General features: G+C 52.6%; 22 protein-coding genes. 2 read left to right on the plus strand and 20 right to left on the minus strand.

Annotated features, from left to right (window positions below; genetic code table 11):
- Positions 1–38 precede the first annotated feature (38 nt).
- The 19 genes from murD to J2Z70_RS09470 form a co-directional block, all read right to left on the minus strand.
- The gene (gene murD / locus J2Z70_RS09380) at positions 39–1460 is read right to left on the minus strand and encodes a UDP-N-acetylmuramoyl-L-alanine--D-glutamate ligase (protein ID WP_209871976.1); all 1422 of its coding nucleotides are present in this window, start codon (positions 1458–1460) and stop codon (positions 39–41) included.
- Positions 1461–1463: 3 nt separating this feature from the next.
- Entirely contained in the window at positions 1464–2429 is a 966-nt protein-coding gene (gene mraY, locus J2Z70_RS09385; protein ID WP_036724278.1) for a phospho-N-acetylmuramoyl-pentapeptide-transferase, read from the minus strand.
- 15 nt (positions 2430–2444) lie between these two features.
- Positions 2445–3857, minus strand: coding sequence for a UDP-N-acetylmuramoyl-tripeptide--D-alanyl-D-alanine ligase (locus J2Z70_RS09390; RefSeq protein WP_209871979.1), 1413 nt, complete (start codon positions 3855–3857; stop codon positions 2445–2447).
- The gene (locus J2Z70_RS09395) at positions 3854–5341 is read right to left on the minus strand and encodes a UDP-N-acetylmuramoyl-L-alanyl-D-glutamate--2,6-diaminopimelate ligase (protein ID WP_209871982.1); all 1488 of its coding nucleotides are present in this window, start codon (positions 5339–5341) and stop codon (positions 3854–3856) included. The genes J2Z70_RS09390 and J2Z70_RS09395 overlap by 4 nt, the downstream gene beginning before the upstream one ends.
- A 247-nt stretch (positions 5342–5588) precedes the next feature.
- Positions 5589–7517 carry a stage V sporulation protein D gene (locus J2Z70_RS09400; protein ID WP_036724385.1) on the minus strand — a complete coding sequence of 643 codons (1929 nt, stop codon included), beginning with the start codon at positions 7515–7517 and terminating at the stop codon, positions 5589–5591.
- Positions 7518–7607: 90 nt separating this feature from the next.
- Positions 7608–9839 (minus strand): penicillin-binding transpeptidase domain-containing protein, encoded by a 2232-nt coding sequence (locus tag J2Z70_RS09405; RefSeq protein ID WP_209871984.1) that lies wholly within the window; start codon positions 9837–9839, stop codon positions 7608–7610.
- Positions 9840–9881: 42 nt separating this feature from the next.
- Complete coding sequence (locus J2Z70_RS09410; RefSeq protein ID WP_209871987.1) at positions 9882–10280, minus strand: hypothetical protein; 399 nt, start codon at positions 10278–10280, stop codon at positions 9882–9884.
- Positions 10281–10303: 23 nt separating this feature from the next.
- Positions 10304–11257 carry a 16S rRNA (cytosine(1402)-N(4))-methyltransferase RsmH gene (rsmH, locus tag J2Z70_RS09415; RefSeq protein WP_209871990.1) on the minus strand — a complete coding sequence of 318 codons (954 nt, stop codon included), beginning with the start codon at positions 11255–11257 and terminating at the stop codon, positions 10304–10306.
- A 39-nt stretch (positions 11258–11296) separates the two neighbouring features.
- Positions 11297–11734: a division/cell wall cluster transcriptional repressor MraZ gene (gene mraZ / locus J2Z70_RS09420; protein WP_036724286.1), complete on the minus strand. Its 438-nt coding sequence runs from the start codon at positions 11732–11734 to the stop codon at positions 11297–11299.
- Positions 11735–11943: 209 nt separating this feature from the next.
- Positions 11944–13215 carry an adenosylhomocysteinase gene (locus J2Z70_RS09425; protein ID WP_209871994.1) on the minus strand — a complete coding sequence of 424 codons (1272 nt, stop codon included), beginning with the start codon at positions 13213–13215 and terminating at the stop codon, positions 11944–11946.
- A gap of 25 nt (positions 13216–13240) precedes the next feature.
- Positions 13241–14872, minus strand: a complete 1632-nt coding sequence (gene bshC / locus J2Z70_RS09430) for a bacillithiol biosynthesis cysteine-adding enzyme BshC (RefSeq protein ID WP_209871997.1) — start codon at positions 14870–14872, stop codon at positions 13241–13243.
- A gap of 193 nt (positions 14873–15065) precedes the next feature.
- Entirely contained in the window at positions 15066–15986 is a 921-nt protein-coding gene (locus tag J2Z70_RS09435) for an ABC transporter ATP-binding protein (protein ID WP_036724386.1), read from the minus strand.
- An 8-nt stretch (positions 15987–15994) separates the two neighbouring features.
- Complete coding sequence (locus tag J2Z70_RS09440; protein WP_209872000.1) at positions 15995–16219, minus strand: hypothetical protein; 225 nt, start codon at positions 16217–16219, stop codon at positions 15995–15997.
- Between the two features lie 342 nt (positions 16220–16561).
- Complete coding sequence (locus tag J2Z70_RS09445; protein ID WP_036724290.1) at positions 16562–17509, minus strand: ABC transporter permease; 948 nt, start codon at positions 17507–17509, stop codon at positions 16562–16564.
- Positions 17510–17512: 3 nt separating this feature from the next.
- Entirely contained in the window at positions 17513–18445 is a 933-nt protein-coding gene (locus tag J2Z70_RS09450; protein WP_036724388.1) for an ABC transporter permease, read from the minus strand.
- A gap of 225 nt (positions 18446–18670) precedes the next feature.
- Complete coding sequence (locus tag J2Z70_RS09455) at positions 18671–20389, minus strand: peptide ABC transporter substrate-binding protein (RefSeq protein WP_209872005.1); 1719 nt, start codon at positions 20387–20389, stop codon at positions 18671–18673.
- 150 nt (positions 20390–20539) lie between these two features.
- Complete coding sequence (locus J2Z70_RS09460; protein ID WP_305954367.1) at positions 20540–20899, minus strand: DUF3397 domain-containing protein; 360 nt, start codon at positions 20897–20899, stop codon at positions 20540–20542.
- Positions 20900–20932: 33 nt separating this feature from the next.
- A complete protein-coding gene (locus J2Z70_RS09465; protein WP_209872007.1) occupies positions 20933–21913 on the minus strand; it encodes a ketopantoate reductase family protein in 981 nt (326 codons plus the stop codon).
- A gap of 137 nt (positions 21914–22050) precedes the next feature.
- Positions 22051–22698 (minus strand): RsfA family transcriptional regulator, encoded by a 648-nt coding sequence (locus tag J2Z70_RS09470; protein ID WP_036724294.1) that lies wholly within the window; start codon positions 22696–22698, stop codon positions 22051–22053.
- Between the two features lie 346 nt (positions 22699–23044).
- Between J2Z70_RS09470 and J2Z70_RS09475 the strand changes: the two genes are divergently transcribed.
- Positions 23045–23281 (plus strand): DUF2626 family protein, encoded by a 237-nt coding sequence (locus J2Z70_RS09475; RefSeq protein ID WP_036724295.1) that lies wholly within the window; start codon positions 23045–23047, stop codon positions 23279–23281.
- Between the two features lie 173 nt (positions 23282–23454).
- Positions 23455–24591, plus strand: coding sequence for a hypothetical protein (locus J2Z70_RS09480; protein ID WP_209872010.1), 1137 nt, complete (start codon positions 23455–23457; stop codon positions 24589–24591).
- On the opposite strand, the gene J2Z70_RS09485 is transcribed toward J2Z70_RS09480, so the two are convergent.
- Positions 24583–25815 (minus strand): extracellular solute-binding protein, encoded by a 1233-nt coding sequence (locus J2Z70_RS09485; RefSeq protein WP_209872014.1) that lies wholly within the window; start codon positions 25813–25815, stop codon positions 24583–24585. The genes J2Z70_RS09480 and J2Z70_RS09485 overlap by 9 nt on opposite strands.
- Between the last annotated feature and the right edge of the window lie 103 nt (positions 25816–25918).

Genomic DNA, 25918 nt, shown 5'->3' on the forward strand with positions numbered 1-25918 from the left:
CTCTTGCATCCGTAGTAGGGGCTTATCCACCCCCCTACTTAAAGGTTATGCACCGCCTCTTTAAAAATACGCCCGCGCTCCTCATAGGAGGTAAACATATCCCAGCTGGCACAGGCAGGGGACAGGAGAACTACATCCCCCGCTTCCGCCAGGGCGGAAGCCTCCCGCACAGCCTGTTCCAGCACGGCAGCGGCACTCTCCCCATTATCGACGGAGATGACCGTCTTTACTCCTGCCAGCCGGGCTACAGCCGCCAGCTTGTCCCGGGTCTGCCCAAGCGCCACCAGGGCTTTGACATTCTCTCCGAGGACAGGCAGCAGCTCCATATAATCCGAGCCGCGGTCCAGGCCCCCGGCAATCAGAATGACCGGCTTCCGGAAGGAGGCCAGCGCCATGGAGGTAGCTTTGGAATTGGTAGCCTTGGAATTGTTATAATAGGCGGCCCCTGCCTTGTCTGTTACATATTCCAGCCTGTGCTCCACCCCGCGGAAGGAAGCCAGCACCGGACCCAGCACCGCCGGGTCCGCTCCTGCGGCAATGGCAATGCCGCAGGCAGCCAGCGCATTCCCCACATTGAAACGGCCGGGAAGTCCGATAGAATCGACATCGGCTATTTCGGTCTCGCTCTCCGTGTAATCGCGGTAGATAATGACCCGCTTCAGCTCGTCTGCCGTATCCGCCACGTAGGACGGGCGGACGAAGATGCCCTGCACCAGCTCCTCGTTCATGGAGAAGGGCAGAATGCCCGCCTTCAGATAGGGTACCAGCTCGCGGCAGACCGGATCATCCCAGTTCAGCACAGCGGTATCCTCCGGTCCCTGATTGGCGAACAGCTTGGATTTGGAGGCTACATAATCCTCCATGCCTCCATGGTAGTCCAGGTGGGTCTCAGCGACATTCAGCAAGGCAGCAATCTTGGGCCGGAACGCTTCCGTGCCCTTCAGCTGGAAGCTGCTTAGCTCGACCACCATCCAGTTGTCCGCGTCAGCCTCCTGTGCGGCCTGTGAGAGCGGCGTTCCTATGTTCCCGGCCACAATGGGGCGCATCCCTGCTGCCTCCAGCATATGACCCACCCAGGTCGTTGTAGTGGTCTTGCCGTTGGAGCCGGTGATGCCGATCATCGGGGCAGCGCAGAGGTGATAAGCTACCTCCACCTCAGTCACTACCTCAATTCCCAGCTCCAGCGCCTGCTGCACCGGAGCGACCGAATAAGGAATCCCCGGGTTCTTAACAACCAGCTCCACACCCTCGTGGATCAGGTTCTCCGGATGCCCGCCGCATATAACAGAAATTCCCAAAGATTCCAGTTCGGAAGCTTCGGGACTCTGATCTCTTTCCTTTTTATCATTGACCGTCACCACAGCGCCGTGTTCATGCAGCACCTTGGCCACCTGGACGCCGCTTTTGGCGAGCCCCAGGACGACCACCTCTTGACCACGGTACAGATCCGGATGTTTCATTCGTTACAACCCCTTGATGAGATATAGTCCAGCTGCCGCCAGCACGAGGCCCACCGCCCAGAAGGAGACGACTACACGCCACTCCGACCAGCCGCCCAGCTCAAAGTGATGATGGATCGGGCTCATTCTGAATACCCGTTTGCCGCGCGTCTTAAACGAAGCGACCTGAATAATTACGGACAGCATTTCAACCACGAAGACTCCGCCAATCACCACAAAGAGCAGCTCGGTCTTGGTGACAATAGCAATCGCACCAATCGCCCCGCCGATCCCGAAGGAGCCGAAATCGCCCATGAACACCTTGGCAGGATGGGCATTGAATACGAGAAAGCCAAGCACTGCGCCAATCATCGCAGCGGCACAGACACCAGCGGCAATCGAGGTTGCCTGCATCGCTACCACCGCGAAGGCAGCGAGCGCAATTGCGCTTACGCCTGACAGCAGACCATCCACACCGTCCGTGAAGTTAACGGCATTCGTGACCGCCATCATCATGAGCACAATGAACGGATAATAGAACCATGGGCCCCAGTCGAAGCTGAAGGAGGTTCCCGGAACGCTGATATTCGTACTATGCCCGGCCGAGATCAGCAGGACGCTGAGCACGACACCGACCAGCAGCTGGCCCAGCAGCTTCTGGCGCGCCGTAAGGCCTAGGGAGCGCTTGAACACAATTTTGATATAATCATCCAGGAATCCAATGAGTCCATAACCCAGTGTAGCGGCCAGCAGTACATAGAAATCCGAATTAATGACCGAGAATTTCAGAAAAGACAGCGTGAACGCGACCATGATAATTACGCCGCCCATGGTAGGGGTTCCCGCCTTTTTCAAATGGGTCTGGGGCCCGTCGTCACGAACCTGCTGTCCCAGCTTAAGCCGGCGCAGCAGCGGTATGATCAGCGGAGCGGCAATGACCGCAAGGATAAAGGACACAGCAATAGTCAGCAGAAGTAATTGATAATCCATGGGTACACCCCTCCTTTAGTTAGCATTCGCTTCAGAATGTTCTTTCAAGCGGTGGAGCACTTCTTCCAGCCGCATCCCTCTGGATGCTTTGAACAACACAACATCATCATTGCCGCACATCGCAGTCAAGGCATTGATCAAGGCTTCTTTATCTGTAAAAGCATAGATATGCCCGGCCTCGAACCGCTCCGAGGCCGCCGCCGCAAGCTGCGCCGACAGCGGCCCGAAGGTGAATACATCATCCGTCAGCTCCGGGTCGAGATAGCTGCCGATCTGCCGGTGGAACTGAAGCTCCTCCGGCCCGAGTTCCAGCATGTCCCCCAGCACCGCGATTCTGCGGCCGCTGCATTTCATGGACTGCAGCACATCAATCGCCGCTCTCATGGACGTAGGGCTGGCATTATAGGCATCATTCAAGAGCACCAGCCCGCTTGCCGCCTGAATAACCTCAATCCGCATACCGGTCAGCTTGAGGCCGCTTAGTCCTTCTGCCATATTCTCATCGGTCACCTTATAATGACGCGCCACTGCAAGCGCAGCGAGCGCATTAATTACATTATGCTGCCCCGGCAGCGGAAGGGTGAAGGCCCGCTCCCCATGCTGCAGCGAGGTGAAGGTCATTCCCCCGCTGTGGGTCATCAGGCCGGTCGGATAATCATCATTGTCATCCGACTGCCCGAAGCGGAAGGTTAGCAGCCCTTCAGGCGTGCGGAAGCCTGGCTCTGCCAGAACCTCGGCAAGCAGCGGCTCATCCCCGTTATAGATCAGCAGCCCGCCCGGCTGAAGTCCGTCCACAATCTCCAGCTTAGCTCTGGCAATCTCCTTGCGGGAGCCAAGCTGAAGCAGATGGGATTCGCCGACATTGGTAATTACCGCTACGTCAGGAGAAGCGAGCAGAGACAGCAGGGCGATCTCTCCCCGTGAGCTCATGCCCATCTCCAGCACAGCGATCTCAACATCGCTGTCCATGGAGAGAATCGTAAGCGGCAGGCCGATATGATTGTTGAAGTTCCCTTGGGTCTTGTGTACCTTGTACTGCACTTCCAGCAATGCCGTAATCATATCCTTGGTCGTCGTCTTGCCGTTGCTTCCCGTTACGGCAACCACCTGGGGGGCCACCCCGGCCAAATAGGCGGAGGACAGCTTCTGCAGTGCCGCTAAAGTGTCCTCTACCAGAATAACCCCGCCGCCTGCGGGTGCAGGCCCCTTATCCCTCTGCCAGAGGGTAGCGGCAGCTCCTGCCGCCAGCGAAGCGGCCGCATAGTGATGGCCGTCGAAGTTCTCTCCAACGAGCGGGACGAACAGGCAGTCCTGCGATATTTTACGCGAGTCGGTTACGACTCCTTTAATCTCTATATCCTTAGCTTCGGACGAGGACAGCTCTCCTCCGCACATTTCCGCGACGTTATGCAATGTTCTAATAATCAATAGCTTCGGCCCCTTATCACTTCTTTGGCAACGATGCGGTCATCGAAATCATGAACGACTCCCTTGATCAGCTGATAGGTCTCATGACCTTTCCCCGCAATCAATACTACATCGCCGGGGCTTGCCATTTCAATAGCTTTTGTGATGGCTTCCCTCCGGTCCGGAATCATCTCATAGCGCTCACGCGCCACGCCATCCTCACGCAGGCCCGCCTCAATATCAGCCAGAATCTGCAGCGGATCCTCCGTCCGCGGGTTGTCGGAGGTGACCAGCACATGGTCGCTGTATTTCGCAGCTATTTTGCCCATGAGCGGCCGTTTGGTCGTATCACGGTCCCCGCCACAGCCGAAGACAGTAAGCACCTTGCCCGCAGCGAATTCACATACCGCCTTCAGCACATTCTCCAGACCGTCCGGCGTATGTGCATAATCAACGATCACCGCGAAATCCTGCCCGGCATCCACCGATTCGACACGGCCGTCCACGCCGGCAACCGACTCCAGACTGGCCTTGATGTCCGCAAGCGGCACATCCTCCAGCAGCGCAGCCGTAATAGCCGCAAGCGCATTATAGACGTTGAACTTGCCGACCATGCGAAGCGAAATATCCGTCTCACCTTTAAACGTCTCCACGTGGAAAAAAGTTCCTTTGGCGGTGATCGATATTTGCGAGGCCCGGACATTGGCAGCCTTGTCGATACCATATGTAATGACCTCCGCTGCGGTCTGGGCGGCAAAATAGGCGCTGGCTTCATCGTCGGCATTCAGCACGGCATACTTGCGTTCTTCCTTCCACGGGGAGATCACGTTGCCGAGCCGCGAGAAGAACAAGCCCTTCACTGCACGATACTCCTCCATCGTATGGTGGTAATCCAGGTGATCCTGGGTCAGATTCGTAAAGATCGCGGTGCGGTAGTCGGTCCCCTTTACCCGGCCCTGCTGGAGTGCATGGGAGGATACTTCCATTACACAGCACTGCACGCCCTTAAGCGCCATATGATTCAGGCTGCGCTGAAGCTCCAGCGATTCCTGTGTCGTACCGGACATCGGATAGCTCTGACCGTCATACCGCATCTGGATGGTACCGATCAGGCCGGTCTTCACCCCATGATCCTGCATGATCCGTTCAATCAGATACGTAGTCGTGGTCTTGCCGTTGGTACCGGTGATGCCGATCAGCTTCATCCGGCTGCTCGGTGAACCGAAGAAGGCATTGGACAGCACAGACATGGCATACCGGCAGTCATCCACCACGATCTGCGGCAGGTCAATGTCCAGCTTCCGTTCGCAGACCAGGGCAGCCGCGCCCTTGGCAGCAGCCTGAGGTGCGTAATCATGTCCGTCCACTGTATGTCCGGGCAGACAGATGAACAGATCGCCCGGACCCACCTTGCGTGAATCGGCCTGCAAATCTGATATTTCTACGTCTCCGTCCCCGTATAGACGGGAAGCAGCCAGACAAGAAGAGAGTTCTTTAATTAACATACCTATCCCTCACTCTGCATTTGTACTTGTAAGTTTTTCAGTATGGGATTACCGTGACTCCAGAGAAGTTTTGGGCTTCCGGCCGCTGTTGTCCCCAGATTTCTCTTAATCAAACCGCTGCTTGCGGTAGAAATCCGGTGACAAAGGCGGACGCTACCGCTCCTACAGCTCCAAAATTCCCTTCCGCCACTTTTCCCTGTCTGTATATTTTCAAGTTCAATTTATTTTAATCATTATATAACAAATTTCAGGGTTCACTTGGCGTACCCATGTAAATCCGGATCGTAGAGCCCTGCTGCACTCTTGCCCCGGCCTTCGGGGCCTGATTGATCACGGTATTGCCGGTGCCGGAACGGACCAGCATGAAATTCATATTCAGATCCTCATAGATATCCTGAACAGTGGCTCCCGTAAGATCAGGGACCGTCACAATCGGGGTCTCGCCGTATTTATAGGTTCTTGGCAGCTGATCCTTACGCTCTGGAACCTTCAGATACAGAAGAGAATCCTCAAGAATATTCTGGACAATCGGAGCGGCTACTACACCCCCGAACTGAATTCCCTTCGGGTTATCGACTGCCGTATAGACCACGATCTGCGGATCATCCGCCGGGGCGAAGCCGATAAAGGAAACGATATGCTCCGTTGGAGAATACCGGCCGTTGATTACTTTCTGTGCTGTCCCTGTTTTGCCGCCCACACGGTAGCCGTCAATAAATGCCGGTCGGCCTGTGCCTTTGGCAACCACGCTCTCAAGGGCAGCCCGCACTTTCTTCGAGGTCTCCTCCGAGATCACCTGCCGCACTTCCTCCGGCTCAGTCTCGGAGACAACGTTCCCTGTATCCGGATTAATCCAGGCCTTGGCCACATGCGGAGTATACAGCTTGCCGCCGTTGATGGCTGCCGATACCGCAGCAATCTGCTGAATTGGCGTGACGGATACCCCCTGGCCGAATGCAGTAGTCGCCAGCTCCACCGGGCCCACCTGGGCCGGCTTGAACAGAATTCCGTTCGCTTCACCGTTCAAATCAATGCCCGTCTTGCTCCCAAAGCCGAAATCCCGGATGTACTTGAACAGCGTATCCTTACCCAGACGCTGTCCCAAGGCTACAAATCCCGGGTTGCAGGAGTTCTCGACCACTTCAAGGAAGGTCTGGCTTCCGTGTCCGCCCTTCTTCCAGCAGCGCAGCTTAGCTCCGCCAACCTCAATGTAGCCCGGATCAAAAAAATGCTCATGCTGCAGATCCACCTTCCCCTCCTGCAAGGCCGCAGCCAGCGTGATGATCTTGAAGGTGGAACCCGGCTCATACGTCATCCAGATCGGAAGATTCCGGTTATATACTTCGGCATCGTATTCCTGGTAAGCCCCCGGCTCATACCCCGGCCGGCTGGCCATCGCCAGAATCTCGCCATTGCGGGGATCCATGGCAATAGACCAGGCCCCCTGCGCCTGATATTTCACCATGGCCTGATCCAGCTCGCGTTCCATAATAGATTGAATCTGCTTGTCGATAGTCAGCTGCAGGCTAAGTCCATCCTGCGGCTCGGTGTACTTCTCGGAGGACCCTGGCATCAGCCGGCCTCCCGCATCGGAGAGATAGGAGATATTGCCCGCGCTCCCCTGAAGCAGCTTATCATAGATGCTCTCAATTCCGGTAATCCCCTGATTGTCAATTCCGGTGAAGCCCAGAATATGTGCGGCCAGATCCCCGAAGGGATAATACCGTTTGTTATCCTCAGCGACAACGATGCCCGGCAGCTGCAAATTACGGATGCTCGCGGCAAGCTCCATCGTAATTTTGCGGCCGCCGGGCTGCAGTTTCACTGAGGCCTTCTTTTGGGTCAGCAGCTGAACCAGCTTCTCCTCGGTCATGCCGAGCAGCGGAGCCAGCTGCTTCGCGGTCTGTTCCTTCTCCTTCACCTGTACAGGAATAGCATAAATCGTCGGTGAGCTGATGTTGTAAGCCAGCGCCACACCCTCCCTGTCCAGGATCTCGCCGCGTTTGGCGGTGAAGGGGATGTTCCGCCGCCATAAATCCTCGGCCCTCTCGCTCAGCTTCTCACCCTGGGTTAATTGTACATAGGCAAGACGCACAGCCAGCGCGCCGAACAACACGGCCAGTCCCAGCAGCGTCCACAGCATTCTCCGCCGGCTAACGACTTTCGATACCTTCATTGTGTTCTCCCCGCTTTCACTCATAGACATGATCTCTTACCTTCATGACTATTCGGGACAAACAGGGGTTAGAACAAGCCTATATGGGTGTTACTCTGCAGCTTCTTCTTTCTCGGCATCGCCCGCTAAGGCAACAGGAATATTCTCGCCATATTCATTGAGAGGGCTAAGCTTCAGCGCTACCTGCGTTTTTCCCTTATTCTTGGCCTGGCTCTGTTCTGTGACATAGCCTTCTCCCTCAACAGAGATTCCCACCTTCAGCAGGTTCAGAATCTCCAGGGCATCGCGCAGAGACTGGCCGCGCAGATCAGGAAGCGTCACATTCTCTCCCTGCTCGCTTAACAGATAGATCCGCTGCCCGGCGGTCAGGGCGGTGCCTTTCTCAGGGTACTGACTGACCACATTTGCCCCTTGGCCTACAGCTTCGAAATCAAAGCCCTGATTAATGAGCAGCTGTCTCGCTGCCTTCACCGTCTTGCCGGTCAGATCCGGCGCTTTGCGCTGGACAACAGCTTCGGCCTTCACCGTCTTCTTGTCAGCAGGGCTAGTGACATCTCCCGCTTTGGGCACGCCCATATAAGGAAGCGCCTGGGAGACGATATCCTTGAAGACCGGACCCGCCGCAGCACCGCCGCCTGCCGCATCGGCAGGTTCGTCAATAATGACGAAGACTGCGATCTTAGGGTCATTGGCTGGTGCATAACCGAGGAAGGAGGAGCGAACCTTATCGCGGTCATACCCGCCCTTACCATCCGGCTTAATCGCCGTACCTGTCTTACCTGCTACCCGGTATCCCTCAATGTAGGCATGCCGGCCGGTTCCGTGCTGCTGATCTGCCACTACCTGCTCCAGATAGCTGCCCGTCTCCCTTGCACTTGCTTCGGAGAGCACCTGCCGCACAACCTCCGGTTGGGTGACCGTGGTCTTGCCGGTGTTCGGATCGGTAACCTCCTTCACCACATGCGGCACCAGCAGCTTGCCGCCGTTCGCAATCGCAGCGACGGCTGTGAGCTGTTGAATCGGAGTCACCAGCAGCTTACCGTGTCCATAGGCAAGCGTCGCATTCTCTACCGCCCTGTTCGGATCAGGGTTGACAATACCCTTAACCTCTCCCGGGAGGTCAATGCCTGTCTTTTCCGTGAACCCGAAATCCGTGATATACTGCAGCAGCTTCTCCTTGCCCAGCATCTCATAACCGAGCTTGACGAACGCAACGTTACTCGACCGCTTAACTCCTTCGAGGAAACTAATGGTTCCGTAACCGGCTCTGTTCATATCATAGATAGGCTTGCTGTATCCCTTAATCCGGATGGAGCCGGATTGAAACTTCGCATTCGGATCGAACAGCTTCTCCTGCACGGCACCCGCCAGCGGTACAATCTTGAACGTTGATCCCGGCTCGAATCTCGTCATAATAGCATGGTTATAGAAGCCGGCCGCATCCTGATTCAGATCATAATACTCATTCGGGTTAAAGGTCGGCATATTCGCCAGACCCAGAATTTCCATCGTCTTCGGGTCGGCCGCAATAACACTGATCGATTTCGGCTTATACTCCGCATACGCTTTTTTCATAGCCTCTTCAATGTAGAACTGAATCGTGCTGTCAATCGTCAGCTTGTAGTTGCTTCCATTCACCACAGGCTGGAACGTATCCTTCGAATCGGGCAGCTTGATGCCCCTGCCGTCACTCTGGTAATTCAGCTGGCCGTCCGTACCGGAGAGCTGTTTGTTCAGGAGCTTTTCCAGTCCCATCATCGCTTTGCCGTCCCTGTCGGTATATCCCAGAATATGTGCAGCGAGCGAACCCTTCGGATAATAGCGCTTCTGCTCCCGGACGAGTCCGACTCCGGTCTCCAGCGTATCATGCTCCTTCTTGAGCTTCTCAACGAAAGCCGTCACTTTATCCTTCATTTCTTCATCGATTTTCCAGCCTTCATTACGGATCTCACGGTTCTTCAGGTATTTCCCGTCTTTATCCTTAGCCTCCACCAGCTTCTTCAGCTCATCCACCGGTTTGTTCAGCAGCTCATGCAGGCCCTGAATCACCTCTTCGCCGATTTTTTTCTCGGCAATGACCTCAGGGTTAACCACCACCGTGTAGGCCGGCACATCGCTGGCCAGAACACTGCCGTTACGGTCTTCGATCACCCCGCGGACGGCCTTGATGGTTGAAGTATGAGCCCACTGCTTAGCTGCGGTCTCCTGCCACTCCTTGCCTTGCAGAACCTGAATCCAGAATACTCTGGCGACTAAAACAAGAAAAAAGAGGGTAATACACCCTCCTATAAACAGCGTGCGAAGTTTGATTCTCTTAACCATAAGGTACCTCACAACCTCTATTATTGCGATTGCCGTTCATCGCTATTTTTTACCGGCTTTGTCGATAGCCTGGCTGCTAAGCGGAACATAGATAGTAGACTCCTCAGAAGGGACCACAAAGCCCATTTCCTTCGCCCGCGGGACGATTGTCTGCTCCAGCGTCTGCTTCTCCATCTGATAGGTGGCAATTTGTTTTTTATTCTTAGCGATTTCGCTGTCCAGCTTCTGGGCCTGCATATTCAAATCGTAAATATGGACGTAACGCCAGATCAGGGAGGCTGCTACCAGAATAAAGGCTCCCAGCGTCAGCATGTACAAAAGCTTCTCTTGCAGCGGCAGCACTCTGCGCCTGGTGACAACTTTCGTTTTCTCACGGTACAGCGGGTTTGCCTCTTCTTTTCTCTTTGGTTGAACTGCTAAATTTCCGCGGGTATAAGCCATCTCTGATTCTCCTTTATCGTCATCTACAATTTCTCTGCGATACGCAGCTTGGCTGAACGGGCACGCGAGTTAAGCTCCAGCTCTTCTTCCCCCGGCACAATTGGCTTGCGGTTAATTAGCTTCAGGGTGCCTTCGGCACCGCATACACAGTACGGCAGGTCAGGCGGACAAGTGCAACGGCTTAGATAGCTGCTGAAGATCTGCTTGCAGATCCGGTCCTCCAGCGAGTGAAAGGTAATAACGGATACCCTGCCCTCAGGCGCCAGGCACCGTACAGCAGCATGCAGGCCTTCCTCAAAAGCTCCCAGCTCATCATTGACGGCAATCCGCAGCCCCTGAAAGCTCCGCTTCGCCGGATGTCCTCCGGTCCTTCTTGCCGCCGCAGGAATGCCTTCCTTAATCAGCTCGGCCAGCTCTCCGGTGGTCTCCACCGGGCGTTCTTCCCTGCGCTCTACAATCTTCCGGGCAATCCGCCGTGAGAATTTCTCTTCTCCATATTGGAAAAGCACCCTGGCAATGTCCTGCTCACTCCATGTGTTAATGATATCTGCTGCACTCAGCTGTGCCGACTGATCCATCCGCATATCCAGCGGGGCGTCATGGTTGTAGCTGAAGCCCCGTTCCCCTTCATCAAACTGCGGAGAGGATACCCCCAGATCAAAGAGAATCCCGTCTACTTGGGGAACTCCGTCCTTTTGCGGAACAAACGGCAGTCCCTTCAGCACCTGCTCCAGATCGCGGAAGTTGGTCTTGACGGTCACCACCTTGTCGCCGTATCCGGACAATCTCTCCTTCGCGTTGTTCAGTGCCCAGTCATCCTGATCCAGACAGATCAGCCGTCCCCCGCCGCTAAGCTTGGATGCGATAAGGGCGCTGTGCCCGGCTCCCCCGAGCGTACAATCTACATATAGGCCATCCTTCTTGATGTGCAGCCCTTCTGTCGCTTCTTCTTTTAGTACCGTGATGTGGTGAAACAAGCTGCATCCCTCCAAGGCAGTAATTCGAAATGTTATGTTTTATAGATCAAAATTGAAATCCACCAATTTCTCGGCGATTTCGTTGAACGATTCCTCTGACTGTTCGAAGTACTGCTCCCATAGCTCTTTGTTCCAGATCTCCACCCGGTTCGAAACGCCCAGAATAACACAGTCCTTGTCCAGCTTGGCATATTGCCGCAAGTTTCCCGGCAGATTCACCCTGCCTTGCTTGTCCCATACACACTCAGTCGCTCCCGAGAAAAAAAAGCGGCTGAAGGCACGGGCATCCGATTTCATCAGTGAAAGGCTTTTAAGCTTTTGCTCCATGATTCCCCATTCTTCCATGGGATAAACAAACAGGCAGGAGTCCAGGCCGCGGGTCGCCACGAAGGAGGTTCCGAGCATGTCACGGAATTTGGCCGGGATAATGATCCGTCCTTTATCGTCAATGGTATGCTGGTATTCCCCCATAAACATGATCTATTCCCACCTCTACATCCCGAGTCCCCACTTTGCCCCACTTTTCACCACCTAAGCATAATAGATTCGCCATTAAAAATCAAAAACCTTTTTCCGGAGCAAGGTAATTTTTTCTTGTTTGTCAAGAGGCTATTCTTGCATCTCCTGCGGACACGTAAAAGCCCGGGCCAATGTGATTGGCTCCGGGCTCGTGCAGATCCATATCCTTAGTCGTTCAGATTCCAGCTGTCCAGATACTCGACTTGCGCCTGTGTCAGGCTGTCGATGGATATCCCCAGACTTTCCAGCTTGTAACGCGCTACCTGCTCATCCAGCTCATAGGGAACATTCTCCACTTTGACACCAATGCTCTTATAATTGTCATTCACATATTTAAGGGACAATGCCTGAAGTGCGAAGGTGGTATCCATAATCTCTGCCGGATGACCATCAGCTGCGCCAAGATTCACCAGACGTCCTTCGGCCAGGAGGTACAGCTTGCGTCCATCCTTCAGCTGATACTCTTCGATGTTCTTGCGCACCGTCCGCTGGGACACCGAGCGCTCGGCCAGCTCCGGCTTGTTGACTTCCACATCGAAATGTCCGGCATTGCAGAGAATCGCGCCATCCTTCATCACATCATAATGCTCACCACGGATCACATACCGGTTACCAGTGACTGTAACGAAGAAATCACCCTGCTTCGCAGCTTCCAGCATCGGCATGACATGGAACCCGTCCATGTGGGCTTCTACCGCCTTGATCGCATCCACTTCCGTTACAATCACATTCGCTCCAAGACCCTTGGCCCGCATTGCTACACCTTTACCGCACCAGCCGTAGCCCACCACAACCACGGTCTTGCCGGCCACAATCAGGTTGGTGGTGCGGACGATACCGTCCCATGCCGACTGTCCTGTACCGTAACGGTTATCGAACAAATATTTGCAATAAGCGTCATTTACCGCCACCATCGGGAATTTCAGCATGCCCTGCTTCTGCAGCGCCTTCAGGCGGATAATACCGGTCGTTGTCTCCTCAGCTCCCCCGCGGATATTCTCCATCAGGTCGGGACGCTCGGAGTGCAGCAGTGTGGCGAAATCGCCGCCGTCATCGATAATGAGATCCGGCTTGCTCTCCAGTGCCCGGATGTTCAGTGCCTTGAACTCTTCCGGAGAAGGATTGTACTTGGCAAATACGGTAATGCCATCCTCCACAAGTGCAGCACACACATCGTCCTGGGTAGATAACGGGTTGGAGCCTGTAATCGTTACCTCAGCGCCACCAGCCTGCACTACCTTGGCCAGATAAGCGGTCTTGGCTTCCAGGTGAAGGGTGATCGATACCTTGAGCCCCTTGAACGGCTGCTCGGCTTCGAACTGCTCACGGATACGGTTCAGTACCGGCATATGCTGGCGAACCCAGTCGATTTTGAGATGCCCCTCGGGTGCAAGCGACATATCGGCAACAATACTATTTTGCTTGGATAATGAACTCATGGTAGGACCCCCTAGAATAATGTTCTTACATATAAATAATACGGTGTGTTCCGCTGTAGTCAGCAGGCACAGCCATCAATTCCTCAAGCCATTCCATCCCGTACCGGTTCAGATAATACATCATATTATAGACACGCTCCTGAAGCTTACCCAGCGGCATTAGCGATAGCTCGATCCGTTCCCACTGGCGAAGTGCAGCCTCATTCTGTTTCTCCATCGCATCCAGAGCTTTGCTCTGCAGGAAGGAGATCTGGTCGATAATCTTATCCTTGTTATTGCCACCCAGCTTCAGCAGACCTGCCTGAATGCTGCCAAGCTGCTCGATCAGCGGCTCATACATCCCGGAGAAGGCCGTCTTGATCTCTTCAAATTTGTCTTCGAGCTTCAGCTCATCCTGAGCGTTCAGCCACGCTTTGCGTTTATCATCCAGACCCGTCTGCACATCCGTGAAGGACAAGCCGTATTTATCCATATGCTTGCGAAGCGTTCCCTCAATCACTGTAAAAGACATGCGCGGAATAATCAGCGGCATCTGTCCGTCCAGCACCCTGAAGGCTTGATGCGGAATAGCCCAGTAAGCCATTTCCCCTTGTCCGAGCACCGTAGCGAGTACAGGAAGTACATAGTCCTGCATCAGCGGACGGGTTAGCACATTGTTGCTGAACCGTTCGGGATGGCTCTCCAGCAGCTCCAGCAGCTCGGAACGGGAGAACGAGACAGTCGCCTTCCGGTCTGCGAACCGCCCCTCCACCTTATGGAGCAGAAGCCGTGCACCCTCATGGATATAAAAAAGATTCGCATTGCCGGGCGTCACATCGGCTTGCAGCTCATATCCGCTGGCCGTAATCCGTTCAGCTGCGGCAAGATAAGCTGCCTCCAGCTCGTCATTGCGCTCAATCATTGATGCGAACATGGGCGCTTCCAGCCTGCGCAGGGCAGGATCAGCAGAATCCAGCAGAATCAGTCCGAATTTGCCGAACAAAGACCCCATTAGCTTCGCAAACGCCTCCGTCATATTCCTGGCACCTGTGGATGCAGCCGTAACCAGCTCCATCAGCTGCGGTTTGAATTCACTGTCCTGCAATAAGCCGTCCAGCTGTGTAACCGCCTGAAGCCAGCTCTCGGCATCTACCTGGATCTCGCTGACCGAGGACCGGGGACCTTCGCCTTTATCCAGCTTAATCCGGGTAATTTCGCCTGTCCGGTTCAGCACATACGTATGATTGACCTCATCCCAGTCATGATCCTCACCCGCAATCCAGAACAGCGGAACGACCGGCCGGCCAAGCTGGGCCGCTGCCTCCCGGGCCGCCTGAATGGTAGTAATGGCCTTATAGACCACGAATAGAGGCCCTGTGAACAAGCCGCTCTGCTGGCCGCCTGTCACCACCAGGGTATCCGGCTGTTCCAGCAATTCTATCGAGCGGAGGACGGCTTCATGGGTATTGTGTTTCCCGTTGTAGCTGCGCAGGTACGATACAACCTCTGCGCGGTCTGCCCGCAAGCTTCCTGTACGATCAAGCCACGCTGCTCGTTCAGCCCGGCTCTCCGGGCTGCGGAAGTCCCCGCCATACAAATGTCCTACTGTTTCGTATTGATGTATATAGTCACTGGCGAGCGCAGATCCGCCCGGCAGTGGTTCCTGTACAACATTCATGGATAGTGGCCTCCTTGTTCTGCAATAACCTGCTGCTATATGTAATTCATAAATCGGTAAACCCTTTATGATTGTATCCAAAGTTGGGTGCGGCGTCAAAGTATATACGCCATCCTTATGAAGGATATCCGTAAATTGAAAGAATAGGCGAGAGCTGAATGCTCCCGCCTACGTTCTACTTGCCATTTTAAGTTTAGGCAAATTGCTTGGCTACGAAATGTCCCTTGGACACTTCAACCAGTTCATAATCGCTGTCATTTGTTTTCTCGCCGGCAGCATAAATCGGACTGCCCAGCTCATCATGCAGATGAATGCGTTTTTTGTTCGCTTCAACCTCTGGGTCTGGAACCGGAATCGCCGAGAGCAGAGATTTGGTATATGGATGGATCGGATTAGCATACAATTCTTCGCTTTCCGCCAGCTCTACCATTTTGCCCAGGTACATAACGGCCACACGGTCACTGATATGCTTAACCATGGACAAGTCATGCGCGATGAAGAGATAAGTAAGTCCAAGACGATCCTGCAGCTCCTTGAGCAGGTTAACGACCTGCGCCTGGATGGATACGTCGAGTGCCGAGATCGGCTCGTCACAGACGATGAACTTAGGGTTCACGGCGAGCGAACGGGCAATCCCGATACGTTGGCGTTGTCCGCCGGAGAATTCATGCGGATAACGGGTGGCATGGTCATGGTTAAGTCCAACCATATCGAGCAGCTCTTCAATCCGCTTCTTGCGTTCCTGCCGGCTTCCGGCCAGATTGTGAATATCCAGTGCTTCACCGATGATATCAGACACCGTGAACCGCGGGTTAAGCGAGGCATACGGGTCCTGGAAAATCATTTGCATATCACGGCGCATAGCCTTCATCTTGCCGCCGGACAATTTGTAGATATCTGTACCATTGTATTTCACGCTTCCCGCAGTCGGTTCATACAAGCGGAGAACTGTGCGGCCGGCAGTAGTCTTGCCGCAGCCGGACTCCCCTACCATCCCCAGGGTTTCGCCTTCACGGATCGAGAAGCTAATATTATCAACTGCCTTAAGAACTCTTCCTTTGCCCACATTGAAATATTTCTTAAGACCTTCTACTTCAATCAGATTCTTGCTCAGATTCTTACTCAAACGAACTGCACCTCCTTGGCCATCGAATGCAGATTCCAGCAGCGCGCTATAAGCGTATCACTGAACTCTGTGATGCCGGGATCAATCAACCCCTTCACAGGAGGCACTGCTTCGCTGCAGTACGCTGTGAACGGATAACCGACCGGCGGCATAATCAGATCCGGGGAAGCTGAAGTGATCGGAATCACCGGCTCGCCCTTCTTCGGGTCTTGTGCTGCCATGCCGCACAAGACCCTTGGTGTATTACGATAACCCTCTCACCAGTCCCGGCAACTACGCCGGGGTTCAGTGTATTCAGGATGATGGAGATCCCAAGCGAATTGCTGCACTTCGCCGGAGAATTCGTGGGGATATTGGTTAAAGCGAGCCTACGCTTTCATAATGCCTACTAGCTTCAGCATTTCAACAGCTTAATGATTCGCTTCGGCCGCTAGCATATTCTGATGTTAATCAAAACTTCGGTTATCTGATTGCCCACTTGGATCATTGGGTTCAAAGAAGTCATCGGGTCTTGAAATATCATGCCAATATCTTTGCCGCATGGGTTCCACCATTGTTAATATCTATTTCTTCAGCTTAGGATCAAGCGCATCACGCAGGCCGTCACCAAAAATATTAAAGGAAAGCATCGTTAAACTGATAAGAATCGCAGGGAACAGGAAACGCCATGGATAGTAAAGCCATCCGGTCAGCGAGTCATTGATCATCGAACCGAGTGAAGCTACCGGGGCCTGTACACCAAGACCGAGGAAGCTCAGGAACGCTTCGGCAAAGATGGCATTCGGCACGGACAGCGTAATCGTTACAATAATCGGTCCTACAGCATTCGGCAAAAGATGCTTGAACAGCAGACGCTTGGACCCTGCACCCATCGAACGCGAAGCCAATACGAACTCACGGTTCTTAAGCTGCATAATCTCCCCGCGCACAATCCAGGACATCGTAATCCAGCCCGTTATCGTCAGCGCCAGGATAATGGTACCAAGGCTTGGTTCAAGTACGACCAGCAGCAGGATAACTACCAGCAGGTATGGAATGGAGTACAGAATTTCAGAGATCTTATTCATGATATTGTCTACACGGCCACCGAAGTAACCCATGATTCCGCCGTAGATGACCCCAATGAAAAGGTCAATGGCAGCAGCGGCAAGGCCGACAATCAGTGAGATTCGTGCGCCGTACCAGGTACGGACAAAGATATCGCGTCCCAGATCATCTGTACCGAACCAGTGGTCGGATGATGGGGGCTTATTCGTGTTGAGCAAATCGTTAGAGTAGTAATTGAACTTTGAGAAGAACGGCGCAATAATTGCAGCCAGTACAATCAGTCCAAGAACCCCCAGAGCTGTCATTGCCATTTTATTCTGGCGCAGACGTTCCCAGGAATCCCGCCAGGCGGACAGACTTTCGCGCTGAATGACTTCAGCTTGCCGTTCATCAACTCCGACCTTACGGAAATCTTCCGGTTTCAGGTTCGCATCCTGCGATACCAAGTTTTTGTCAGAAGCCACTCGTTAGCCCTCCTTTCCGCCAGATAGTTTGATACGCGGATCTATAAACACATAAGCAATGTCAGTGATAAACCGCGCTACCATAAGCAGTACACCATAGAAGATCGTAATCCCCATAATAACGGTATAATCACGGACACCAATCGCTTCGACAAATTGCTTGCCGATCCCGCCGACACCGAAGATCTGCTCAATAACGACCGAACCGGTTACGATGTTAGCCGTCATAGGTCCCATATAGGTTACCACCGGCAGAATTCCGTTACGCAGCACGTGGCGGCTCAAGATGGCTGCCCAGCTTAGGCCTTTCGCCTTAGCTGTCTTGATGTAATCTGCATGCAGGACCTCCAGCATACTGGAGCGCGTCAGCCTCGCTATGAAGGCTATAGGCTGCGCCGATAACGCGGTTACAGGCAAGACATAATACATCGGCCCTTTGAACCCGGAGACCGGGAACATATGAAATTTGTAGGCGAACACATACTGCAGCAGCGAGGCGACTACAAAGCTCGGAACCGCAATCCCCAGCACCGCCAGCACCATTGCTGCACTGTCAATAAACTTGCGGTGATAGAGTGCCGCCATCATGCCGAGGAAGACTCCGACAATAACCGACACAAGAATTGCGATAAGCCCCAGCTTCAGAGACGCCGAGAATGTCTGACCGATCAGATGTGTTACATCCTGATTCAGACGCTTCATGGATACACCCAGATCGCCCTGGGCGATTTCACCCAAATACTTAAAATATTGATGATAGAGCGGCTTGTCCAATCCATATTGCTCGTATAAACGCGCTTTTATTTCTGGTGGAATCTTCTTTTCAGAAGTAAACGGGTCCCCCGGAATAGCTTTCATCAGAAAAAAGGTCGCTGAAATCAGCACAAACAGCGAGACAAGCATATAGAAAAACTTATTGGCAATATAACGAACCATCCCCATCAACACCTCCTTCGACTTTTTTTAAGACACATAATTAGATTTTATGAAAAAAATGGCCATTTGTCTAATTTCTTATTTTGTAAGTTCGTGAAATGTTTAACAAAAAGCCCGAAATGCAAAAAAAAGGGATATATATGGAATTCCACATATATATCCCGAAGTGTAAAGCTCCCTTCAGACTATCACTATTCAGTTCATAAACTGAAGGTTCTGCATTTCTTAGTGCTCGAGCAGGTAAGCGCGAGTGAAGTCAATTGCACCGCTGAAGTCAAGAGTTACACCTTTGAGGTACTCTTTAGTCAGGGAGTTGTTGGTGTAGTAGTAGAACGGAATCAGGATCATGTCATCCTGAATGATCATTTTCTCAGCCTTAGCAAACAATTCCTGGCGTTTTGCCAGATCAGAGCTTGTTTTGGCTTCTTGGATCAGCTTATCGTACTCAGGGTTAGCGTAACCAGTATCATTGTTACCGCCGCCTGTTACCCACATATCAAGGAAGGTCATTGGATCATTGTAATCCGCAGTCCAGCCGGCACGTGCGATCTGGTAGTTCAGGTTCTGACGGTTGTCGATGAATACTGCCCACTCCTGGTTCACAGTGTTAACAGTGATACCCAGAGCCTGTTTCCACATATCAGCTACAGCCAAAGCGATTTTCTTGTGGCCTTCACTTGTGTTGTAAGACAATTCAACCGGTGGCAATGCAGTCAGGCCTTCTTCAGCCAGACCTTCTGCCAGCAATTTTTTAGCTTCTTCTGTATCTTCTTTGAAGTAATCATCTTTAACTGCAGTACGGTATTCACCGTCAGCGCCCGCGATACCTGGAGGTACATACCCGAATGCCGGAAGCTGTCCGCCCTGTGCTACGTTGTCAATCAGCGATTGACGGTTAACTGTCATAGCCAATGCTTTACGGATTTTAACGTTATTGAAAGGTTTTTCAGTGATGTTGAATTCATAGTAGTAGGTACTTGCGATACCTTTTCTCTGGAATTCGTTAGGAAGCTCTTTCTGTACGATTGGCACCTGTTCTTGCGGGATTTCACCGTGAGGTGCACCAGCGCGGTCAAGCTCGCCGTTCTTGTAGCTCAAGAGTTCAGTTGCTCCACTGTTAACCAGGGAGAAATCGATTTTAGCCAGCTTGATGTTGGCAGCATCCCAGTACTTATCGTTCTTGCTTACTTGCAGGGATTGGCCGGTAGTCCACTCAGTCAATGTGAACGCACCGTTAGTGATCATAGTGTCTTTGCTTGTAGCCCATTTAGCATTACCCTCAACGGATTTGTGTACAGGGTAATAAGTATAGAAGGACAGAAGTCCAAGGAAGTAAGGAGTAGGTGCTTTCAGCGTAACTTCAAGAGTTTTCGCGTCAACAGCTTTTACACCAACTTCGTTGAAATCTGCAACTTTCTTAGTGTAATATTCTTCACCATTCTTCAGGTAGTACAATTGATAAGCGTAAGGTGCAGTAGGATCTGTGTTAGGATCGAGCACGATTTTCCATGCGCGAACGAAATCAGCAGCTTCTACAGGATCACCGTTGCTCCACTGTGCATCACGCAGGTGGAACGTATATACCAGTCCGTCAGCGGAAATATCCCATTTCTCAGCAATACCCGGCTCAGCTTGACCAGTTTCATCATTCATGCGCGTCAGGCCTTCATACATAGTTTTCAGGACGGTGTTGGCCTGGCTGTCCTGAGCTTGTGCAGGGTTAAACGTAGGTGGTTCTGCAGTCAGGTTGACTCTAAGTGTCTGGTCAGCAGCCAGCTTCTCGTCACCTGTTGTTCCTGTGTTCGTGCTGCCCTCTGGTGCAGTCGTCGCCGCTGCATTGGTGCCGCTGTTCGCATTGTTCTTGTTTCCGCCGCAGCCAGCAAGCACTGTGCCGATCACCAGAACTATTGCGATCATGAGCAATAGACTTTTACTCTTCTTCATCTAGCAGTTCCCCCTAAATAGAATGTGGTATATGGTTTATGATTATACAACCAGTGGTCAAAAAAATCTAGAGCAATATTTTCTGAAAACGACTTTTTTTTAATTCTTTAAAATTTTGTGACGTTGACGCTTCACCGGAGCAGTGGAACGTTACATCGCTTGTGATATGTATTGAATGAGGCCTACCACCATAAATAATACGTAACCTACGCCCAGGAAAAAGAAAGAAAGCCGCCACACAGCACGAAGTAACCGTTTTCCGTCCACCCCTCCTTTGAGGCGGTTTTGCGCGCCGCCAATCAGTCCGGCGGATATTAATACAATAAGTAGTATAAGAAAGAATCCAAAGGTTGAGTCAAAAATAATATTAAACAGTCCCGAAACTGACAGCAATAAAAATAAAGTAGTTACGTCCATCGCCAGCATCATCGTTTTCCTCTTATCATGCCTCAGCCCGATTCCTGCGAAATACACAATCAAAAAAGGAACAATCGGAATAACGCTTAACACGCCGAACGAATTCCGGAGAAATTCCAAACAGCCTCACCCCTCCCTCACAGTCATGCCTTCTACCAGTCCGCAGATCCAGCGGTGCAGCGGAGCCTGAACGCCCTGCCGCAGCCCCATATCTACAACGCTTCCGTTAATCCAGCGGATTTCCGTCTCCCTTGCAGCAAGTACATCAGCAAGCATCGATGATGTATTGCCCGAGGTCGCGCGGCACACTTCAAGAATGGCCTCCCAGGCACCGTGCTCCGGGGAAATCCCGCAGGCCTCTAATATCCCGGCTGCCTCTGTATACAGTTCCTTCATAAGCTGTATACGTGCAGCGGAGGCCAGTAATTCGCCGTTCCGGACCCGCCAAATGGCGGTTAGAGGATTAATGACAGCATTGATCAGAAGCTTCCGGTAAATGATGGTATCCACTTCTTTCGACAGAGAAGCGTGAAATCCTGCTGAGGCAAGAGCTTCTATGAAACTAATTATCGCCGCAGGCTCAGATGCCTGCCGGTCAGTTTCATGAATATTTATAGGAGAGCTGCTCTTCCCTATACATATTTCCCCTTTGCCGGCATGAATAACCTCTGTTAATGTTTTCCTCTTTGCCGCCTCTGTCGTTACAGCCGCCCAGATGGATGATTGCGGCAGCAGCCCCCTGAGCAATTCCAGATGTCCGCAGCCGTTCTGAAAGCCTATGATTACAAGCTCCCTGTCTCTGAGCGGCAGGAGAATCTCAGGCAGAGCCTCATGAAGCACCTTCTGCTTGACCGTTAACAGCGTAACCTCCCCGGGCTCGGCGAGCTGACACTGTGTATATTCTTCTACCGGTGCAGCGGAGAAGCTCCCGCCTGGAAGCTGTGTTGCCTCCCTGCCATCTTCATAGCTGACAGTCAGCCCCCGTTCGGATAGTGCCCTGCTCTGCTCTTCCCCCCTGCACCATATCCGTACTTCAGCCCCACCGGCGATCAGCCGCCCTGCAAGCAGCAGCCCCAGTGACCCCGCACCTATCACATCTATTCTCACTAATCCTGCCCCCTGACATGCCAAGCTCCAATAATTTTCCTAATTATATCCTGCTTGTCTCTGCAAAAGCAAAACAAAAAGCCCTGCTAATCCGTTGCTGTTACGCACTCGGACGCAGGGCTTGCTGCATAAATCCTCTATTCAATCCGTTCCAGGTTTCCGTTCGCATCCATTTTGAAGCGGGGCTTCTCTTCATCCTCTTCATTAAGAAAAGCCAGCCTGCGGGCACGGTCCATAATCTGGATCAGTGCCTTGTAATCATCATTGACCACACGGTAATCGCTCTGGGCAAGATTAACCTCTCTCGATAAGCGTTCATTCTCCACTCTCAGCTCTGAAAGCTCTTCTTCCTTCTCCCGCAGATCGCGCTCCAGCATCTTAAGCTGTCTTCCAGCCTCCTGAAACGTTCCTTTCCATTGCCGCAAAAAGCGGATGACGGCATCGATGGACAAGCTGTTCTCGCTTAATCCTTCGCTGCGGCTGTAATCTTCCTCAATGTCACCGAGAATCAGTCCGGCTACCTGCGCCCCGCGCGAAGCAGGCTGTTTTTTCAGATAGCTCCGTTTCTGGCGCTGGCCTTTGGCAATACCGATGGCATCCTCGTAGCTTTTGCGCACGCAGCTGTTCCAGCGGAAACCGCAGGCAGCCGACGTTCTGCCGATTTTTTCACCCACCTCTTCAAAAGCAGCAAGCTGTGTGCTGCCCTCGCGGATATGACGCAGCGTTATTTCTGCCAATATCAGATCATCTTCTGCACTCCAAGCATCCTGTCTAACGGCTGTCATAAAGCCTAACCCTCCTAACAACATCATGAAATAACCATCTTCAGAACCGGCAGCTCCGCCGGGTAGTGAATAGGGATAAAAGCTGCTTACTCCATTTCTATGCCTCTATTAGAGTTCATAGAATCTATTTGATACTAATTTGTATTGCCAATTTGTCTGCACCTCATACTACCTTTGCTATAAATTCTCTTTTTCGAAACAAAAGGCTTGTGTCAATAATAAAAATCATATTTTTTATGAAATTTTGTATTTTTTTCAATGAATTCGTTTACAGTGTTTTGGAGAGCCGTTATAATAAAGCTAAAGCAGCTGTTAGCCGGATTCATATTGGAAGGGGGACCCTCTCTTGGACCGCATGTTTCGCGTATTGGGATTTTTTACACTTACCATCGGACTTATGGCTTTTGCCGGAAATCTCACGGAAATGGCCCTGTTATTCTTTTTGCAAACCGCTTTTTTTGTGATTTTGGGGTACATGAAGTTTACGGAAAAGACATACATCCTGCTCTTTTGGGGGTATATGATCCTGACGTTTACAGGCTTCAGCTATTGGACGATATTTGAGATGGAATTGCCGCTCTAACGCATATATATAGAAATGAACGGATATGGCTTCTTGCTTTATGGGAGCATTTCCGTTCTTTTTGTTTGCAAAATTGTAGTTCGGGGAGACGCAAAACAGGGTATGATATTTTAACAGGCTGAAACATATTAATAGTACATACCTGTCTAACTCTGTTCAAGGTGGTGGTGCAAGTGTTATCCCGTAATACGGTTCGCCGGTTATTCGCAGCAATATTGATCCTCACCTGCATCGCTATGCCGCCGGCTTCTCCGGTCTATCTGTCCGCCGGTTCCGGCTCCGCTTCAGGAGTCAGCGCCCCGCCGCCCTCTATGCCGGATGATGAAGAGACCCGCAAGCTGCTGGAGCAGACGCTGTCCTCTGCAGAGCTTGAACGTGAGATTGCCCGGATTACTGCAGAGCAACAGACGCTGGAGCACAAAGCTGCTGAGCTGGAGGAGCAAGCTGCTGCCAAGCAGAGTAATATCGCGGATCAGCAGGAACGGGCAGGTGCTGTTGTGCGGGCCTATTATATGGGGGAACGGGATGGACTTCTTACCGCATTCCTCTCCGCCAAAAGCATCAGCAGGCTAATCGCTCTATTCGATTATTATGAGATTATTATGGGGCAAGACCGGAAGACGCTCACAGAATATGAGACGCAGTACAAGGATTTGAAAAGCACACTCACGGCCGCCCGGCGCAGCAGTCAGGAGCTGGCAGAGCTCAAAACGGCGCTCGAAGAGCAGCAGAAGCGTGTGCTTGCCTTAGATAAGGAGATTGCAGGCGGGATTCAGGCCAGTACAGATCCTCAGAGTATGGAGCGGCTGCTGGAGGAGTTCAGTAAATATTGGGAGAATATCGGACTGCATGAGGTGAGGAAGTATTTCAAAGCGCTGGCTTCTGCGATGAAGCAGCTGCCGGAGTTCGTTCAGAGCCGGGATGGCGTGCTGGTGCGCAAGGGGATGACCTATAATCTGGCCCTGTCTGAAAAGGATCTGAATGAGTTCCTGGTAACCCAGAACCCGCTGTTCCAGGATTTCCGGTTTGCGTTCAAGGACAATTCAGTCTCGGCAACGGGTAAAAGCGGGGGCTTGTCGCTGTCGCTGACCGGCCGCTATACCATACAGCAGGAGCCTGTCAACGGCTTGATGTTCCATGTTGATCATGTGGTATTCAATGGCCTGGAGCTGCCGGATACCACCCGCCAGGCTCTGGAGGAAGAATTCGATCTCGGCTTCTATCCGGCGAAGATTGTCTCCTTCCTGCAGGCCACCGAGGTCTCAAGCTCTGACGGCCTCCTGCATGTGAAGCTGTCCCTCTCATTCTAAAGGAGGCTGTACCACCGCTGCATAAGCGGCGGCATTCAGCTTGCCGGTTAACAAACCAAGCGCCGCCTCCGCCTTCCGGCTCCACTCTGCCTCAGAGCCAGGACCGGGGGTGTTATCCTCTGCAAGGAACCATCCGGCTTCCATTGGCAGCTTCCCAATCTTGGGCTGAGCGGAGCGGTACAGCTCATCCAGTGCCGGCAGACGGTCCGTGTTCTCCAGCCATTCCAGCTGGGCCGTGCTTGAAGTCACGTAGGCGAGCCATTTGACCGCTGCTTCCGGACTGCCGGATTGTGCAGGAAGGGCAAAAAAGCGGCTGTGAATAACCTCGTAGCTCGGTATACCCTCCTGCTTCTTCGGCATCTGCACCGCCAGCGTCGAATTCCCGTGCTTCTCCCACTCCGAGAGCGGCACAGCCGCCACCGCAAGCTTCCCATCCTGCAGCAGCTCCCAGATCTCCTTATTGAACCGGCTGGTCAGATACAAATAGCTGCGCGCCGCTTCTGTCCACTGAGCCTGCTCAAGGCTGGCGGAGCGCAAACTGCTGCCCATGCTATGCAGCACGGCGGCATATCCGTACGGATTCTGCGTATCCATAGCCAGCAGATAACGTTTCTTCTCCGGGTCCTCCTTCAGCCGGCCTAGCAGCATATTCCACTGCTCCAGGCTTGCGGGCACCTCCGTAAAACCCATTCCGGCAAGCCGCTCCGGCGAATAGACAAGGACATAGGGATCGATATCCAGCGGCACTCCCCAGTTATATCCGTTCCACTGCATCTGCGGAATCAGCATCGTAAGCGGCGTGCTCCCGGGAACACTTTGGTAGATATCTACAGGCAGCAAATAGCCCCGGGTCGCCAGATCATAAATGCTGTGGCCGTCCAGCATCACGATATCCGGGCTTGTCCCAATGGTTAGTTCATCACGCACCTGTGCTCCCCCGTCTTCCGCCTCTACATTCTTAAGGATCACGCTGACTCCGCTGGATAAAGCGTACTCTTTGCTAATCTGCTCCAATACGCTGAACTCCTCCGCACTGAGTGAGACGCGGATCTGGAGGCTCTCGATTTCTCCTGCTTCCCCTGAAGGAGGACGCTCTGATTGGTTCAACGGCTGTCTGGGCTGATAGCTTCCATGATCCGTATTCAGCTCCATGCTGGGTGACAGGCTTGTCAGCGCCAGCAGCAGAACTGCAAACAGCAGCCAGTAATTTTTGCGTTTCAGCACATGCGCTCTCTCCTTCAGCGTTTCTTATTCCTCATTTTAGCAGAGATACAAGCGCTTGTCTTGGGTTGTGAAACCGTTCTCTTTATATAGAAGGAAACGGCGG

The sequence above is a fragment of the Paenibacillus silagei genome (genome assembly GCF_017874735.1).
GTDB lineage: Bacteria > Bacillota > Bacilli > Paenibacillales > Paenibacillaceae > Paenibacillus_AQ > Paenibacillus_AQ silagei.